The organism is Gordonia lacunae (assembly GCF_002149015.1).
Taxonomy (GTDB): domain Bacteria; phylum Actinomycetota; class Actinomycetes; order Mycobacteriales; family Mycobacteriaceae; genus Gordonia; species Gordonia lacunae.
This window is the reverse complement of the sequence record NZ_NGFO01000002.1, coordinates 144,076-160,096: the sequence shown is the minus strand read 5'-3', so window position 1 is coordinate 160,096 and position 16,021 is coordinate 144,076. Positions and strand designations below refer to the sequence as shown.

At 69.3% G+C, this 16,021-nt stretch carries 16 protein-coding genes; 8 read left to right on the top strand and 8 right to left on the bottom strand.

Going from position 1 to position 16,021, the window contains the following annotated elements; all coding sequences use genetic code 11:
• Positions 1-82: 82 nt before the first annotated feature.
• On the bottom strand, positions 83-322 hold the full coding sequence (locus tag CA982_RS02540) for a three-helix bundle dimerization domain-containing protein (protein ID WP_086533771.1): 240 nt from the start codon (positions 320-322) through the stop codon (positions 83-85).
• A gap of 93 nt (positions 323-415) precedes the next feature.
• The gene (locus CA982_RS02535) at positions 416-694 is read right to left on the bottom strand and encodes a hypothetical protein (RefSeq protein ID WP_086533770.1); all 279 of its coding nucleotides are present in this window, start codon (positions 692-694) and stop codon (positions 416-418) included.
• Positions 695-749: 55 nt separating this feature from the next.
• Between CA982_RS02535 and CA982_RS02530 the strand changes: the two genes are divergently transcribed.
• The 4 genes from CA982_RS02530 (at position 750) to CA982_RS02515 (ending at position 4,039) form a co-directional block, all read left to right on the top strand.
• Positions 750-959 (top strand): hypothetical protein, encoded by a 210-nt coding sequence (locus CA982_RS02530; protein WP_086533769.1) that lies wholly within the window; start codon positions 750-752, stop codon positions 957-959.
• Between the two features lie 108 nt (positions 960-1,067).
• Positions 1,068-1,754 (top strand): DUF899 domain-containing protein, encoded by a 687-nt coding sequence (locus CA982_RS02525; protein WP_086533768.1) that lies wholly within the window; start codon positions 1,068-1,070, stop codon positions 1,752-1,754.
• A 94-nt stretch (positions 1,755-1,848) separates the two neighbouring features.
• On the top strand, positions 1,849-2,571 hold the full coding sequence (locus tag CA982_RS02520) for a response regulator transcription factor (RefSeq protein ID WP_086533767.1): 723 nt from the start codon (positions 1,849-1,851) through the stop codon (positions 2,569-2,571).
• 28 nt (positions 2,572-2,599) lie between these two features.
• A complete protein-coding gene (locus CA982_RS02515) occupies positions 2,600-4,039 on the top strand; it encodes a sensor histidine kinase (RefSeq protein ID WP_086533766.1) in 1,440 nt (479 codons plus the stop codon).
• Here the strand turns inward: CA982_RS02515 and CA982_RS02510 are convergent.
• Positions 4,036-4,875 carry a hypothetical protein gene (locus CA982_RS02510; RefSeq protein ID WP_086533765.1) on the bottom strand — a complete coding sequence of 280 codons (840 nt, stop codon included), beginning with the start codon at positions 4,873-4,875 and terminating at the stop codon, positions 4,036-4,038. The genes CA982_RS02515 and CA982_RS02510 overlap by 4 nt on opposite strands.
• A 34-nt stretch (positions 4,876-4,909) precedes the next feature.
• On the bottom strand, positions 4,910-6,010 hold the full coding sequence (locus CA982_RS02505; RefSeq protein ID WP_425269019.1) for a DNA adenine methylase: 1,101 nt from the start codon (positions 6,008-6,010) through the stop codon (positions 4,910-4,912).
• A gap of 92 nt (positions 6,011-6,102) precedes the next feature.
• Between CA982_RS02505 and CA982_RS02500 the strand changes: the two genes are divergently transcribed.
• Positions 6,103-6,528 (top strand): HIT family protein, encoded by a 426-nt coding sequence (locus CA982_RS02500; protein ID WP_064569208.1) that lies wholly within the window; start codon positions 6,103-6,105, stop codon positions 6,526-6,528.
• Positions 6,529-6,546: 18 nt separating this feature from the next.
• Here CA982_RS02500 and CA982_RS02495 read toward each other — a convergent pair whose 3' ends face one another.
• Positions 6,547-8,667 (bottom strand): RecQ family ATP-dependent DNA helicase, encoded by a 2,121-nt coding sequence (locus CA982_RS02495; RefSeq protein ID WP_086533763.1) that lies wholly within the window; start codon positions 8,665-8,667, stop codon positions 6,547-6,549.
• Positions 8,668-8,814: 147 nt separating this feature from the next.
• On the opposite strand from CA982_RS02495, the gene CA982_RS02490 reads away from it, so the two are divergent.
• The 3 genes from CA982_RS02490 to purD all read left to right on the top strand — a co-directional run bounded on the left by CA982_RS02490 (position 8,815) and on the right by purD (position 13,583).
• The gene (locus tag CA982_RS02490) at positions 8,815-10,080 is read left to right on the top strand and encodes a bifunctional glycosyltransferase family 2/GtrA family protein (RefSeq protein ID WP_086533900.1); all 1,266 of its coding nucleotides are present in this window, start codon (positions 8,815-8,817) and stop codon (positions 10,078-10,080) included.
• Positions 10,077-12,152, top strand: coding sequence for an ArnT family glycosyltransferase (locus CA982_RS02485; protein WP_086533762.1), 2,076 nt, complete (start codon positions 10,077-10,079; stop codon positions 12,150-12,152). Before CA982_RS02490 ends, CA982_RS02485 begins: the two co-directional genes overlap by 4 nt.
• A 177-nt stretch (positions 12,153-12,329) precedes the next feature.
• A complete protein-coding gene (gene purD, locus CA982_RS02480; RefSeq protein ID WP_208617861.1) occupies positions 12,330-13,583 on the top strand; it encodes a phosphoribosylamine--glycine ligase in 1,254 nt (417 codons plus the stop codon).
• 79 nt (positions 13,584-13,662) lie between these two features.
• Here the strand turns inward: purD and CA982_RS02475 are convergent, their stop codons facing one another.
• The 3 genes from CA982_RS02475 to CA982_RS02465 form a co-directional block, all read right to left on the bottom strand.
• Entirely contained in the window at positions 13,663-14,625 is a 963-nt protein-coding gene (locus CA982_RS02475) for an alpha/beta hydrolase (protein ID WP_086533760.1), read from the bottom strand.
• Between the two features lie 81 nt (positions 14,626-14,706).
• Entirely contained in the window at positions 14,707-15,189 is a 483-nt protein-coding gene (locus CA982_RS02470) for a nucleoside deaminase (RefSeq protein WP_086533759.1), read from the bottom strand.
• 60 nt (positions 15,190-15,249) lie between these two features.
• On the bottom strand, positions 15,250-16,005 hold the full coding sequence (locus tag CA982_RS02465) for a DUF6882 domain-containing protein (protein WP_086533758.1): 756 nt from the start codon (positions 16,003-16,005) through the stop codon (positions 15,250-15,252).
• Between the last annotated feature and the right edge of the window lie 16 nt (positions 16,006-16,021).

Genomic DNA, 16,021 nt, shown 5'->3' with positions numbered 1-16,021 from the left:
GGTACCGACAAGGATTCCGCGGCGAATCTACGGCTCCCTCGTGGCTGTGGATGGAACCAGGACGGCCTCGGCCGCCCGAAGGTCACTCTCCCACGTGCGGCGGGACGGCGGCCGGATCGGCCATCACGTCGGTGCCGCCGAGGGCCTTGTTGGCGCGTCGTTCGACCAGGAGCGGCACGAAGTCGCGGACCTCGGTCCCCTCGAAGTGCTGGTATGCCTTCTCGACCGCGGCGGCCACGTCGTGGGGTGACCGGTGCGAGTAGAGGCCGATGAGCCGGTCCTGGACTTCGCTGATCTGACGACGTTCGTCATTGGCATCCATGCACACAATTTAGTCGGAATGCGACAATGTGGACCGTCACGATCGATGCATTCACCGACCGTTCATCTCGTCGCTATCGGCGCTCAATCTCGCTTATCGAACGGAGCCCCGCGGCGGCCGGTGCCGCGCGCGGGCATCCGTGCGACCGACGACCATCGTGTTCGCCGGTGATCGTACGAGTCCGTAGTGCGATCTGAGCGCCGCGATCGTCTCGTAGGTCTCGTTCAGCTCGGCGACCTCACCGGTGATGTCCCGGCTGCGCCGGCCGGACTGTTCGATGCGTGACACGAGAAAACGCGCGTGCCGTTCCAGTTCCACGAGGAACATCAGGGCTTGCGCTCGGCCCGCGTCCCGGTATTCCGCTTCCCCCATGGACATCGATGGTGATGGCCAGCGGTGAACAGTCGAAGAACCTACGATGACACCCATGGTTCGGTCGCGACGACCTGTCGATCCCGTCGCGCAGGCGCAGGCCCGGGTGCTGGTGGACGAGCTGGAACGCGTCGCCGACACCCTCGTGGACACTGTGCAGTCCGGTCGCGGCGGTGAGAAGGCGCAACGGTCGGCGCGCCGGGAACTCTACGAGGTCCGCGACCACGTTCGCCGACTCCAGACCGTGTACGAACTCTTCGGCTGACGAGGTGCCGTCCCGTCGTTGCGATGAATTCGGGGGCGAGGTCGGGTCTGACCCGGTGAACTGTTGTCATCACCGAGCGAAAGGCACCGTCATGCGAGAGGCATCGTCATGAGCACGGCACTCCCACCCGTGGCCGACCGCGACACCTGGGCGGCGGCGTTGGCCGACCTGCGGCGCCGCGAGAAGGCGGCGACCCGCGAGCTCGACGCCGTGGCCGCGCAGCGTCGTCGACTCCCCATGGTCGAGATGGACGACTACGTCCTCACCGGGACCGACGGGCCGGTTCGTCTGGTCGACGTCTTCGACGGACGTGCACAGCTGATCGTCTACAACCACATGTGGACCGACGGCGCGCGATTCCAGTGCCCTGGTTGCACCGGCTTCACCACCCAGTTCAGTCGGCTCGACTACCTCGCCGATTACGACGCGCGGTTCGTGATCATCACGCACGGACCGATCGAGGAGATCGTGGCCTACAAGGAGCGCGTCGGCAATCGCATGGACTGGTACTCCTCGGCAGGCACGACCTTCTCCGCCGATGTCGACGCCGCGCCGGGGGAGGGGTTCGCCGTGAACGTGTTCCTCCGGGACGGCGACACCGTCTATCGCACGTGGCACTCGACGGGACGCGGCACCGAACAGCTGGGCTTCACGTTCGGACTACTCGATGTGCTGCCCTACGGCCGTCAGGAAGAGTGGCAGGACTCCCCAGACGGGTGGCCCCAGAGCCCGACCTACTCGCGCTGGCGCGGCTCCGAGGAGATCGCCGCGGCGTATGGTGACCCCGACGCGTGACTCCCCGGCTCCACCGAACCCGCTGGTCAGCGTTCACAGGACTCTCCCAGCGTGCCTACAGTGAGGAACCAGGACGTCCTGGGAGTCTGGTCGTGTGAGTGAAGTGGCGAAACAGAGCAGCACGCGCGGCGCGAAGGTCCTCGTGGTCGACGACGAGGAGAACATCCGTCAGTTGTTGTCGGTGTCGCTGAAGTTCCAGGGGTATGAGGTCGAGACCGCGGCCGACGGTCCGGCAGCCCTCGACCGTTGCCGCGCCGCCAAGCCCGACGTCCTCGTCCTCGACGTGATGATGCCGGGAATGGACGGGTTCGGGCTGCTGCGTCGGCTGCGCGCCGACGGCGTGGAGGCTCCGGCGCTGTTCCTGTCCGCGCGGGACACCGTGGAGGACAAGATCAACGGTCTGACCATCGGCGGCGACGACTACGTGACCAAACCGTTCAGCCTCGAAGAGGTCGTGGCCCGCCTGCAGGTGTTGCTGCGGCGCAGCGGTTTCGACGATCAGCAGCGCGCGTCGTCGAAGATCACCTTCGCCGACATCGAACTCGACGACGAGACCCACGAGGTGTTCAAGGCGGGCGAGCTGGTCGCGCTCTCGCCGACGGAGTTCACGTTGCTGCGCTACTTCATGGTCAACGCGGGCACGGTGCTGTCCAAGCCGCGCATCCTCGACCATGTGTGGAACTACGACTTCGGCGGGGAGGTGAACGTCGTCGAATCCTATGTGTCGTATCTGCGGCGCAAGCTGGACACCGGGGACAAGCGGCTCATCCACACCCTCCGCGGGGTCGGCTATGTGATGCGTGAACCCCGTGACTGATGCGACGGTGCCGAGCACCGGGCGCGGGATGCGTTCGCGCGGTGTGCCACTACGGATCTCGCTGGTGGCCCTGACCGTGCTGCTCGTCGCCATCGGCTTGCTCGCCTCCGGTGTGGCGGTGACCTCGTCGATGCGCCAGGATCTGATCTCCCGCGCCGACGACGGGCTGGAGAACGCCGTACGCACGTGGGCCGAACCCCGCGGGTTCCTGGGCGACGGCCCGGGCCCGCCCGGGCCGCGCAGGCCCCCGTCGCCCTACTACGTCGAGTCTGTCGTCTACGGGCCCGGAGGGGTGTCCGCGGACAACGTCTACAACCAGTTCGACGACGCTCCCGACCTCGACGGGCTGACCGGCGACAATGCCGGACCAGTAACCGTCCCGTCCGTCGACGGCGACGGGCCGCAGTGGCGGGTCATCAAGCGCAGCAACAGCTTCGGTAGATCCGTCGTGGCCACCCCGATGTCGGACATCGACGACACGGTGAGCAGGCTGATCTGGTTGCAGCTCGCGATCGGCGCGCTGGTCGTCCTGCTCATCGGCGTGCTGAGCTATGTCCTGGTGCGCACGAGTCTGCGCCCGCTCCGCCGTGTGGAGGAGACGGCGCACGAGATCGCGGAGGGGAATCTGACTCGGCGCGTGCCGCCGGCGCCGCCCAACACCGAGGTCGGCAGTCTGTCGGATTCGCTGAACCGGATGCTCGGGCAGATCCAGCACGCCTTCGCCTCGACCGCAGCATCGGAACAGCAGGCCCGAGCCTCCGAGGAGCGGATGCGCCGTTTCGTCGCCGACGCCAGTCACGAATTGCGGACTCCGCTCACGTCCATCAAGGGGTTCGCCGAACTCTATTCGCAGGGCGGCGTTCCCGATGTCACCGATGCGATGCGACGCATCGACGACGAGGCCGGCCGGATGAACCTGCTGGTCGAGGATTTGCTGATGCTTGCGCGACTCGACGCTGCGCGACCTGTCGATTCCGCGCCCGTGGACCTCCTCGGTCTGGCCGCCGACGCCGTGCAGAGCGCGCGTGTCGCCGCGCCCGACCGCGAGATCCGGCTCGACGTCGTCCCGGGCGATCGGCCGCCGGTCGTCCTGGGAGACGGGCCGCGTCTCGTGCAGGTGTTGCGCAATCTCATCGGCAACGCCGTGAACCACACGCCGCCGGACGCCTCGATCACGGTCGGGGTGGCGGTCGACGACGGTCTTGCCGGCAGTCCGGGCGCCGGCGAGGCGGTGCTGGCCGTCGCCGACACCGGCCCGGGAATCTCGGCGGAGGATGCCGAGCACGTCTTCGAGCGCTTCTATCGCGGTGACTCCTCGCGGCACCGCGGTTCCGGGGGTGGCAGCGGTCTCGGCCTGTCGATCGTGGCCGCCCTGGTGGCCGCGCACGGCGGTCGGGTGGGCGTCGACACGAGTCCGGGTGCGGGCGCGACGTTCTGGGTGCGATTGCCGCTCGCGGACGCCGGCTAGATCAACCGACGCAGCTTCGCGAAGTCGGTGACGTCATCGCGGAATCGATCGAGCCCGACGAGTGTGTACATCCCGTCGATCTGACGCGTGGCCCAGAGCTGGTGGATGCGGCGCAGGTCGGATTGCCGTGACTTCCACCCGATCCCGTCGATGACCGCGAGAACCAGCTGGGTCGGCAGCCGCACCTCGGCCATCTCCTCGATCTCGCGGACCGCATCGGTGAGTTTGGACCCGGTCGAGTCGAAGCCCTTGGCCGCCACCACGATGTCGGCCGAGGACGGGTCGCCCACGATCAGGTCGGCGGGGGCGGTCCGCCCATTGCGTCCCGCGAACCGCGAACGGGTGACGTAGTCGAGCCCGATGTCGCGGGCGATGTCCTCGATCTCGTCCTCGATGCGCCGGCCCGACGCACCCGCGCGTGTGGCGGTCGCGCGGGTGCCGGCGCGGGCCACGAGGATGTCGGCGAACGTGAACGTGCGGGACAGCTGGCTGCGCAGCATGCGGACCAGGTCGAACTCGGTGTCGAGCCAGGTCACCAGTTCGACCGGTTGTGCGCGCGCCAATGCGTGCCAGCCGCTGGTGTCGAAACGGTCGCGCAGCGCGTTCTTCAGCTTCTCCTGGGACAGCCCGACCGCGAGCCCGAGGACGGGCACGTCGGTGGGGTTGTCCCGCACCCAGGCCGCCAGCCCCGCGACGTCGGTGTCCAGGAGTTCGCCGAGACGCGCGGTGGCCTGGGTGATCCGCTCGGCCTCCGGCGTCGACGCGGTCGGGTCGACGTGAGCGGTCAACCGTCCCAGGGATGCCAGGTAGTCGTCGAAGTCGCCGGCGGTGCTCATCGGTTCGTCGTGTCGTCGATGGGTCGTGTCCCGGTCAGTCCCGGCCGATGAACAGGTACTCGCTGACGTCGCGGCGCGTCGCGGCCGCGTGGGTGCCGAAGCTGTATTTGTGGTCGATCGCGATGACCTCCACCGACGGCTTGACCTTCCCGAGCAGGTCGACGATCCGGTCCTTGCCCGGCAACGCATTCGACGAGTACGACAGCACGATGGCGCCGGCGTCCTCGAAATGCTCGAAGGTGCGTAGCAGGGCGTCCTCGATGGTCCGCTTGTAGGCGAAGGGGGTGAAGCGTTTCGGCAGCTTCTTGGTCTTCGTGTTCTCCATGATACTCATGCCGCGCCAGTACGCAGACAAGCCCTCGAGGAAGTGATACCGCTTGATGTAGTCGTTGTCGTCGGTCGGCGGGGCATACGGGGGGTCGAGGTAGACCAGATCCGGTGGTGCGGACCACGGCAGTTCGAGGTCGAAGATGTCACCCTGGACGCTCCGGCTGCTGCGCGCATTGCTGAACACCGTGGCGTTGTAGTCCCCGGCTGCGCGCAGACGGAAGTGGTCGCGCAGGGACATCGTCAGGTCACGCCGGCCGTCGGCGTAGCGCGTCGAGTCGGTGAAGGTGAACACGCCGCGCGGTTGCTTACGGGCGGCCGAGAGGACAAGGGCGGCGATGGCGAGGTCGCGCCGATACCCGCGCAAGGCGTCGACGTGCGACCACGCCGAGTCCAGGAAGGCGCGGTCCTCGGTGGTGAAGTACAAGCCGTCGAAGGTCCGCGAGATGTAGTCGCGGTCGTCGGCGGGGGGACCGCAGATGGCCTCGATGAGTTCGGGCTCGAGCCGGACACTCGAATTGGCCACCGAGGCGCGGGTGATGATGTGCGGGAAATTGAGGAAGTCGTTGCTGACGACCTCGAAACCCTGCGCCTTGAGGAGGTAGGACACCACTCCGGAACCCGAGAAGGCGTCGACCGCGGTGGACCCGCCGATGTCGGCGAAGGTGCGCTCGAGGTGGGGCAGCAGGCGGTACTTGGACCCCATGTACCGAAGGCGTGGGAACCGCTGGGCGCGGGCCAGGACCTCGCTCGATCCGACGACGGCTCGGGAGGTGCGTCCCGTCCCGGAAGTTTCTGGCCCACTCACACCGAAAAGGATGTCATGGACCCCCGACAGCCGGCCGCAGACAGTCCGGCTGCGAGACGTCCGGGACATCACCCGCCGTTAGACTCGGGCCCATGGCATCGGTCTTCAGCATGATCATCAACGGCGATCTCCCCGGTCGATTCGTCTGGAAGGACGGCGAGGCGGTCGCGTTCCTCACCATCGAGCCCGTCACGCCCGGCCACGTCCTGGTGGTTCCCCGCGCCGAGGTCGATCACTGGGAGCAGATGGACACCGCCGCGTTCGCCCATCTCAGTGCGGTCGCACAGAACGTGGGACGCGCGGTGAAGGACGCCTTCGACGCACCTCGGATGGGTCTGCTCATCGCCGGCCTCGAAGTTCCGCACGTGCACGTCCATGTGTTCCCGGCGCTGTCGCTCGAGACCTTCGACCTCGCCAACGCGAACAAGAACGCGCGTCCCGAGGACCTCGATGCCGCGGCGGAGAAGATCCGCGCGAGTCTCCGGTCGCTCGGGTACGGCGAGTACGTCGCCGACTGACCCTCTGAACGGTCCCGCTCACACCGTCCGGTGGATCAGCAGCGGCAGCACCGCGGTCGCGCCGGCCTCACGAAGAGCGGCGGCGGCCAGGGTGATCGGCCAGCCCGAACTGTTGGCGTCGACCACGAGCATGACGTTGCGGCCCGCGACGTCGGGCGGGTCGCCGAGATGGTCGCGCCAGTAGGCGGCCTCGACCGCGCCGGTCGCGTCGGTGGGTGGATCGCCCATGCGCACGGGAAAGCTGCCGCCCTCGCGTTTACCGACCGTCCGCAGGTGGTCGGCCAGGGTCTCGGCGAGCGTGGTGCCGGTCAGGCGCAGTGAGACGATGAGGTCGGCGCGGATGCCGGTGTCGCGCACCCATGCGGCCAGCGTCGCGACCGCGGCGTCGCCCAGTTCGGCGACCGCGCGCTCGTCCCCGTTGCGTGCGGCGGCGAGCACCTCGACCCACTCCGGGGCGTCGGCGTGTGCCAGGACGCGTCCCGGCGCGGCCAGCAGATCCGCGGGAATCCTTCCGCGACGGCCGAATTCGCCGCCGGGCCACATCTTGCGGGGGTCCAGGGTCTGGGCCTTGCGGCGCAGCGTCGAGGTCACGGTGCGCACGGTCTCGTCGTCGACGGTGTCGGTGAGACCGTCACTGAGGGCGCCCCGGCAGACCGAGCAGCGCCCGCAGTCCGCGGCCTGCGGGTCGTCGAGTGATTCGGTGAGCAGCCGCATCAGGCAGGTGCGCCCCGCGATGTAGGCGCGCATGATGTCGGCCTCCCGCCGGCGCACGGCGAGGATGCCGTCGTAGTGCGCGGCGTCGTAGGTCCAGGGCTTGCCGGTGACGACCCACCCGTCCGGCGTCCGGTCGGTGACGCCGTCGACTGCCAGTTGCTTGAGCATCAATTCGATTCGGGTACGCCGGAACCGGGTCGCGGCCTCGAGCTGCACCACCGACTGCGGCTCGTCCGCGGACTCCAGGGCGGCGAGCAGATCACGCATCTTGTCCGGGTCGGGGATCGTCGCGGTGGCGAAGTGGTCCCAGATCCGGTCGTCGGTCTGGGACGCCAGGAGCATCACGACGGCATCGTCGAGAGCGCGTCCGGCACGACCGACCTGCTGGTAGTAGGAGACCGGCGACGGTGGTGACCCGACATGCACCACGAAGCCGAGATCGGGTTTGTCATAGCCCATTCCGAGCGCCGACGTCGCGACCAGCGCCTTGACCTCGTTGCGCAGCAACGCGTCTTCGAGTTCGTGGCGGCGGTCGGCGTCGAGCTGGCCGGTGTAGGCGGCCACCGCGACGGTGTCGCCGTGGACCGCCCGGATGGCCTCGACCAGGCGGTCGGCGTCGGCCACGGTCAGCACGTACACGATGCCCGATCCCGGGAGCGCCGGCAGCGACTGCGCCACCCATCCGTACCGCTGGACCGGGGAGAGACTGTCGAGAACGTTGAGATGCAGGGACTTTCGGGCCAGAGGTCCCCGGAGGACGAGGGTGGGCTCGCCGGCGGTGCCGGCATCGAGCTGAGCGGCGACGTCGGAGGTGACACGCGCATTGGCGGTGGCCGTGGTGGCCAGCACCGGCGTCGTCGGGTTGACGGTGCGCAGCACGTCGGCGACGCGGCGGTAGTCTGGTCGGAAGTCGTGACCCCAGTCCGAGACCGCGTGGGCCTCGTCGATGACGAGAAGACCCAGGTTGCCCGCGAGGGCGTCGAGGACGCGGCGGCCGAAGCCCGGGTTGGCGAGCCGCTCCGGCGACACGAGCAGGACGTCGAGGTCGCCGGCGCGCAGCTGTGCCTCGATCATCGACCACTCGTCGACATTCGACGAGTTGAGGGTGGCCGCCGACAACCCGCCGCGGGCGGCGGCCGAGACCTGGTCACGCATGAGGGACAGCAGCGGCGACACGATGAGGGTCGGCCCACCGCCGCCCGCGCGGATGATCGCTGTCGCCGACCAGTAGACAGCCGACTTGCCCCATCCCGTCGCCTGGACCACCAGGACGCGCGCACCGCGCTCGCCGGGATCGGCGGGGCGGCCGGCCAGCGCGGTCACGGCCCGGAGCTGGTCGTCACGCAGGGCCGCGCCCTCACCGGCCAGGCTGGTGATGACGCGATTGGCGGCGGTCAGCTGGTCCGGGGCGAGGGTTGCGGCCATGTGCCCAATGTAGAGGCGCCCTCGGACACGCCGACATGTCCGTCCACACCGTTCGACCGATCGTCCCGCTCATGCGGGCAAGCGTTCACAGGAACCTGGCAGCTCGCACGCAGAGTGACGCGAGGCTGGGAACCGAGAGTGGTCCGCATGATCCCAGAAGCACCGCCGGGCCGGACGGCGCAGATGTACACACTGACCGACAGTTCCACGCCGAATCCGGTACTCGACATCGTGGTCCCCGTCTACAACGAACAGGCCGACATCGCGTCGTCGGTGCGTCGCCTCGCCGACCACCTGCGCCTGCACGTGCCCTACGCCTCGCGCATCACCGTCGCCGACAACGCGAGCACCGACGACACCCTCGCCATCGCGGTCGCGCTGGCGGGTGAACTCGACGGCGTGCGGGTCGTCCACCTGGAACAGAAGGGACGCGGGCGAGCGCTGAGCGCGGTGTGGCAACACAGCGATGCCGAGATCGTCGCCTACTGCGACGTCGACCTCTCGACCGATCTCAACGCCCTCATGCCACTCATCGCCCCGCTGGTCTCGCGGCACTCCGACATCGCGATCGGTACGCGCCTCAGCCGTTCCGCACGCGTCGTCCGGGGACCCAAGCGCGAGTTCATCTCCCGCTCCTACAACCTGATGCTGCGGACCGCGATGGGGGCCAGGTTCTCCGACGCGCAGTGCGGGTTCAAGGCCATGCGCACCGACATCGCGCGCGAACTGCTGCCGTTCGTCGCCGACACCGGCTGGTTCTTCGACACCGAGCTCCTGGTCCTCGCCGAACAGATCGGTCTGCGTATCGCGGAGGTGCCGGTGGACTGGGTCGACGACCCCGACAGCACCGTCGACATCGTGCCGACCGCGATCGCCGACCTGAAAGGCTGTGCGCGCGTGGGTCTCGCGCTGGCGATGGGTCGGTTGCCGATCGCGCAGCTGCGTGCGTCCATCGGCCGGGACCGAGCCGCTGGACCGCAGCTCGACGGGGTGCCGACTGGGATGGTCGGCCAGTTGGCACGTTTCTGCGTGGTGGGCGTGGCCTCGACGCTGGCCTACGCGATGCTGTTCCTGGCGCTCCACTCGTTCCTCGGCGCCCAGATCTCGAACGTGGTCGCTCTGGCGGTCACCGCCGTCCTCAACACCGCCGCCAACCGGCGGTTCAGCTTCGGCATCCGCGGACGCGACAACGCCTTGCGCCATCAGCTCTTCGGGCTGGGCGTCTTCCTGTTCGGCTGGCTGGTGACCTCGGGGGCGCTGCTGGTGCTCCACACCGCGGCGCCCGACGCGACCAAACACATCGAACTGATGATCCTGGTGACCGCGAACCTGGTGGCCACACTCACCCGGTTCATCGGTCTCCGCTGGGTGTTCCGCAAGGCATCAGCTCATCACACGGAGGTCGCCGCATGAGCACCACCCTCGTTCCGCCGACGGATCCTGTTGCATCCGACGATCCCTCGGGCGTGCGGCGTCCGGTGTCGCCGAACTCGCGCTGGGAACGCATCTCGCTGGCAGTGCTGTTGCTCGGCACCACGGTCGCGTACCTGTGGAACCTGTCGATCAACGGGTGGGCCAACTCCTTCTACTCGGCTGCCATCCAGGCCGGCTCCCAGTCGTGGAAGGCCTGGTTCTTCGGGTCGTCGGACATGGCGAACTCCATCACGGTCGACAAACCGCCTGCCTCGCTGTGGATTCCGGGGCTCAGCGCCCGGATCTTCGGGGTCAACTCGTGGTCGATCCTGGTGCCCGAGGCGCTGATGGGCGTCGCCTCGGTGGCGCTGCTCTACCTGATCACCCGGAAGTACCTGGGCCACTGGGCCGGCATCCTCGCCGGGGTGATCCTCGCGGTGACGCCGGTCGCGGCCATGATGTTCCGCTTCGACAACCCCGAGGCGCTGCTCATCCTGCTGATGATCGCGGCCGTCTGGTCGATGATGAAGGGGCTCGAGGACGGTCGCTGGCGATGGCTGATCCTGACCGGGGTGTTCGTCGGGTTCGGCTTCCTCACCAAGCAGCTCCAGGTCATGCTGATCGTGCCGCCGCTGGCGGTCACCTACCTCGCCTTCGGTCCACGCGGCTGGTTGCGCCGGCTCGGGCAGCTGTTCGCCGCGCTGGGCGCGATGATCGTCAGCGCGGGGTGGTGGATTCTGGCGGTCGAGCTGTGGCCCGCGTCGTCGCGGCCGTACATCGGTGGCTCGCAGAACAACTCGATCCTCGAGCTGACCCTCGGTTACAACGGCCTCGGCCGGCTCAACGGCAACGAGACCGGTGCCGTCGTCCCCGGTGGTGGAAACGCCATGGAGGGCATGGGCGGTGGACCGGGTGGCCCCGGCGGTGGCGGCGGTATGTGGGGGGAGACCGGCTGGCTCCGGATGTTCGAACCCGCGCAGGGCGGTCAGATCGCCTGGCTGATCCCGACGGGACTGATCCTCGCCGCGGTGGCGCTCGTCCTCATCGGGACGGCCCGACGGACCGACCCGCGTCGCGCGTACCTGGTCGTCTGGGCACTCTGGCTGCTGGTCACGATGGGTGTCTTCAGCTTCATGGCCGGGATCTTCCACCAGTACTACACCGCCGCGCTGGCTCCCGCGGTCGCCGCGGTCCTCGCCGGCGGCGCGGCGGTCTGCTGGTCGCACCGGGACCGGCTGTGGGTGAGGATCGCGCTGGGGATCTCCGTCGCGGTCGCCGCGGTCTGGGGCTATGTCCTGCTCGATCGCACGCCCGACTTCGTGCCGTGGCTCCGGTACGCCGTCCTCGTCGTCGGACTCGCCGCGGCGGTGGCCATGGTCGTCGCCCAGCGCCGGAGCATCGCGGCCGCCGCCCTCATCGGGGCCGTCATGGCCGGCCTGGCCGGCCCGGTCGCCTATACCGTCGACACCATCGCGACCGAGAAGAGCGGCTCCATCATCTCCGCGGGTCCCCGTGTCGAGGGCGAGTTCGGTCCCGGCGGCGGTGGACCGGGCGGTCCCGGCGGACGAGGTGGCCCCGGTGGGCCGTTCGGACAGCGCATGCCCGGCACGCCTCCGCAAGGCATGGGAGGTCCCGGCCAGGGGATGCCCGGCATGGGCGGGCAGGGCGCCGACGGCCGCGGTGGCGGCGGGGGGCTGCTGCGCGGCTCGACGCCCTCGACGGCCATCGTGAACACGCTCAGCGCCGACGCCGATGACTACACCTGGGTCGCCGCTGCCGTGGGATCGATGTCGGCCTCCGGCTACCAGCTGGAGACCGGTCACTCGGTGATGCCCATCGGCGGTTTCAACGGCAGCGATCCGTCGCCGACCCTGGCCGAATTCCAGCAGCTCGTGGCCGCGAAGAAGATCCACTACTTCATCGGTGGCGGCTTCGGCCCCGGTATGGGTGGCGGTATGGGTGGGAACTCGACGCAACCGTCGTCGCAGATCAGCACCTGGGTGCAGGAGAACTTCACCGCCGTCACCGTCGACGGCGTGACCATGTACGACCTCACCCAGCCCACGAGCTGACGGCTCGCTCACCGTCGAACCGCAGTAGGCGTCGTACCCCGACGCCCCCTCCGCTCCCTGAGGCTCGCGTCGCTCGCACCTCAGGGAGCGGGACGGGTCGTCCCCCGGCATGTTGCTGCTGTTCGGCGTCGTGCCCGTGGGCGAAGCCGTGGGGACCGACCGTTTAGAGTCATGGACGTGCGCGTACTCGTGATCGGCTCGGGCGGCCGCGAACATGCCCTCCTCATCGGTCTGGCGAACGATCCGGCGGTCACCGACCTGCACGTCGCCCCGGGTAACGCCGGCACCTCGTCGATCGCCACGAACCATCCCGTCGACGCCGTCTCCGGCGACGCGGTCGTGGCGCTGGCACGCGAGGTCGGCGCCGACCTCGTGGTCATCGGCCCCGAGGTGCCCCTGGTCCTCGGAGTCGCCGACGCCCTGCGCGCGGCCGGGATAGCGACGTTCGGCCCGAGTGCCGAGGCCGCGCAGATCGAGGGGTCGAAGGCGTTCGCGAAGGACGTGATGAAGGCCGCGGGGGTCACGACCGCCCATGCCGAGATCGTCGACAACCCCGCACGACTCGACGCCGCGCTCGACCGGTTCGGCCCGACCTGGGTGGTCAAGGACGACGGTCTGGCCGCGGGCAAGGGCGTCGTCGTCACCACGGACCGCGACGTCGCCCGCGACCACGCGGCCGAGTGCCTCGAGAGCGGGCACCCGGTCCTGCTGGAGAGCTTCCTCGACGGTCCGGAGGTGTCACTGTTCTGCCTCGTCGACGGGGAGACCGTGGTACCGCTGCTCCCCGCGCAGGACCACAAGCGCGTCGGCGACGACGACGCCGGCCCGAACACCGGCGGCATGGGTGCCTACACGCCGCTGCCCTGGCTGCCCACGGAGATGACCGCGCGCATCGTCGACGAGGTCGTCAAACCCGTTGCTGCCGAAATGGTTCGACGCGGAATCCCGTTCTCCGGCCTGCTCTACGCCGGCCTCGCGATCGGATCGGACGGGCCGGCCGTCGTCGAATTCAACTGTCGCTTCGGCGATCCGGAGACGCAGGCCGTGCTGGCCCTGCTCGAATCGCCGCTCGGGCAGGCGCTGCACGCGACCGCAACCGGGACGCTCGCCGACCTCCCGCCGCTGCAGTGGCGGGACGGTGCCGCGGTCACCGTGGTGGTCGCGGCGGAGAACTACCCCGGCAAGCCGCGCACCGGCGACGTCATCACCGGCGCCGACATCGACGGGGTCCTGCACGCCGGCACCGCGCGCAACGCCGACGGCGCCGTCGTCTCCTCCGGGGGACGGGTCCTCGCCGTGGTGGGTACCGGCGCCGACCTCGCCGAAGCCCGCGAGCAGGCCTACGCGCGGATCGCCGGCATCAAGCTCCCCGGTTCCCACTTCCGCAGCGACATCGGTCGCAACGCCCTCGAGGGCCGGATCGACATCTGAGTTCCGCTCCGCGGGTCCATTCCGATCCGCTGTCCAGATCAGGTGAGCGCCAACGGAACACGTGAGCGACTCGGCCGGGTCAGACCGCCAGGTTCCGTCCGAGGAACTCGACCTGCTCGGGCAGCACGCTGCGCCAGTAGCGGTTGGTGTGACCGCCGGCCGCGGTCCCGAACGCGGCGGGTGGCCGGAGTCCGGCGGCCCACTGTCGCGTGTAGGTGTAGAACTGATCGCTCGAACCGATGTTGATCAGCAGCGGGATCTTCGCGAACTTCGGCTGCGCGCCGAACAGCGAGTTGGCCTGGTAGTCGGCGATGCCGTCGAAGGCGCGCGGCGGGAAGTTGCGCGGGTCGGCCCACATCGCGGGCGAGCTGACCGCCACCGCCGCGACGCGCGGTGCGCCCAGCATCGCGGCCAGGCGAAGTGCGCCATAGCCGCCCATCGACCAGCCGAAGAGTCCGATGCGCTCGGTGGACAGGTTGAGCTTTGGATCGCTCGCCAGCATGGGCAGGAACTCGTCGAGGACCATTGCGCCGCCGTCGGTGCCGTCGGTGCGCCGATGGTAGTAGTTGCGCCCGATGTCGGCGGCGGCCAGCGCGAACGGTGCATTGCCGGCATCGACGTACTGCTGCATCACGGTCTGCATCTCGAGCTTCGGCCCGAAGATCGACTTCTCGTTGGTGTTCAGCGCGTGCAGCACGACGACGACGGGCAGCGTGCCGGTCACGCCGTTGGGGCGGGCGACGGCCCAGCGCGTGTCCCGACCACCCATCCGCGCGGACCGGAAGCTGCCGGTGATCAGCGGCGGCCCTCCGGTGACCGGTGGCGGAGACGCCTCGACCGGGAGTTCGTCGTCGGCCCGGCCCTCCAGCTTGCGCGGTTGCACCGACGTCGGCGGGGTCGAATTCGAGCATGCGGCGACGCCGAGCGCGGCGGCGCCGAGTCCGGCGGCCAGGACAGCACGACGACCGACGCGGGAGCGGCCGTTGTCATCGGGCCTGCTGCGCGCGTCGGTATCGCTGGTCGGTGGCGGCACTCGGGTCATCGAGTCAACAGGGTAATAGCCGACCCCCGTCTCGCGGCAACGGATCGGCGCCCGACGCGCACCGATGTGAGGAATCTCCTCTCAGCTGTGCTGCCAGAAACCGGCATGCACCCCTCGTGCGGCGTCCAGGGCGAACGGGCCGCGGACGACGATCGGCCGGCTGCCGGCCTCGAAGATCCGGCGGCACGGCATCGCCAGTGTCGGATTGGCGGGGTCGTCGCCGGTCATCTCCCGCAGCTCGTCCTCGCCGAGCGCATAGACGACCGTGCCGATCCCGGCCCAGTAGATCGCTCCGGCGCACATGGCGCACGGCTCGGTGCTCGTGTACAGCGTCAGCCCGGCCCGGGCGGCCGGATCGAGGTGCCCGACCGCGCGCACGACGTTGGTCTCGGCGTGCCCGGTGGGGTCACCCGCGGTGTCGACGGTGTTCATGCCCTCGGCCACCACCCCGCCGTCCGGCGCCACCAGAAGTGAACCGAACGGATGATCGCCGCGGGCGCGGGCCGCGGCGGCGAGCTCGATCGCCCGCCGGAGATGGACGTCGTCGTGATCGTCGGGGGACATGTCCCCGATGGTCGCACGTTTCGCCGCCGGCGAAGCAGGCCGCGGGAGAAGAGCGAGGGCTCAGGCCTGCCCGACGAGTTCACAGGTGAAGTCGACGGGTCGCGCGCGCCGGTCGAACTCGACATGCGCCACCGACTCGCCGTCGGTGACGTCACAGATCGGCGACCGCCCGCAGTCGGAGCCGGCCCGCCAGCTGATGTGCCAGCCGCGCCGTGCGGCCATCCCATGGATCGCCACCCGATGATCGTTGACCGCAAGAGATCTCATCACGGTCGGCATCGCCGTGGCGAAGTCGGCGAAGCTCGGCTCGGGGAGGGCGACGTCGTCGAGCAGGTACACGGCGAGTTCCCCGTTCTCGAGTCGTCCCGTCCAGTAGGGACTGATCCCGGTGCTCTCGACCGCGGCGGCGGCCACGATGTCGATCGCCTCCGCCCGACAGTCGACGGCCTGATCGCGAGACGGGTTGGGCGGCAACGATACCCGGGGTGCGGCGAAGTCGTCGACGCCGAATCGGGCCCCGACGTCCCGTAGCGCGGCTGCGGGGCCGGCCGGTTCGCCGCGGGGATGGGCCCAGCCCCACACGATCGCGTCCGCTTCGATCACCGCGATCAGGGTGGCCCGCGATCGGACCGAGTCGTGTTGCCCGTCTTGTCCGCAAGCGGAGGTCGCGGTGAAGACGACGGCCCGCTCCGCCGGATCGCAGCGCGCCTCGAAGGTGCCCAGGCGTCCGCGGAGGAAATCGGCGAACGCGACCTGTCGGAGACAGGTGTAGAGCGCCGCGTAGTCGGCGACAGCGTGAAGGCCGTCGAACTGCATGCGCTCACGGTAACCG

Excerpts from the sequence above, each read along its gene's own strand:
- CA982_RS02540 (WP_086533771.1), bottom strand. The coding sequence starts at position 322 with ATGGATGCCAATGACGAACGTCGTCAGATCAGCGAAGTCCAGGACCGG.
- CA982_RS02535 (WP_086533770.1), bottom strand. The coding sequence starts at position 694 with ATGGGGGAAGCGGAATACCGGGACGCGGGCCGAGCGCAAGCCCTGATG.
- CA982_RS02530 (WP_086533769.1), top strand. The coding sequence starts at position 750 with ATGGTTCGGTCGCGACGACCTGTCGATCCCGTCGCGCAGGCGCAGGCC.
- CA982_RS02525 (WP_086533768.1), top strand. The coding sequence starts at position 1,068 with ATGAGCACGGCACTCCCACCCGTGGCCGACCGCGACACCTGGGCGGCG.
- CA982_RS02515 (WP_086533766.1), top strand. The coding sequence starts at position 2,600 with ATGCGTTCGCGCGGTGTGCCACTACGGATCTCGCTGGTGGCCCTGACC.
- CA982_RS02510 (WP_086533765.1), bottom strand. The coding sequence starts at position 4,875 with ATGAGCACCGCCGGCGACTTCGACGACTACCTGGCATCCCTGGGACGG.
- CA982_RS02500 (WP_064569208.1), top strand. The coding sequence starts at position 6,103 with ATGGCATCGGTCTTCAGCATGATCATCAACGGCGATCTCCCCGGTCGA.
- CA982_RS02495 (WP_086533763.1), bottom strand. The coding sequence starts at position 8,667 with ATGGCCGCAACCCTCGCCCCGGACCAGCTGACCGCCGCCAATCGCGTC.
- CA982_RS02490 (WP_086533900.1), top strand. The coding sequence starts at position 8,815 with ATGATCCCAGAAGCACCGCCGGGCCGGACGGCGCAGATGTACACACTG.
- CA982_RS02485 (WP_086533762.1), top strand. The coding sequence starts at position 10,077 with ATGAGCACCACCCTCGTTCCGCCGACGGATCCTGTTGCATCCGACGAT.
- CA982_RS02475 (WP_086533760.1), bottom strand. The coding sequence starts at position 14,625 with ATGACCCGAGTGCCGCCACCGACCAGCGATACCGACGCGCGCAGCAGG.
- CA982_RS02470 (WP_086533759.1), bottom strand. The coding sequence starts at position 15,189 with ATGTCCCCCGACGATCACGACGACGTCCATCTCCGGCGGGCGATCGAG.
- CA982_RS02465 (WP_086533758.1), bottom strand. The coding sequence starts at position 16,005 with ATGCAGTTCGACGGCCTTCACGCTGTCGCCGACTACGCGGCGCTCTAC.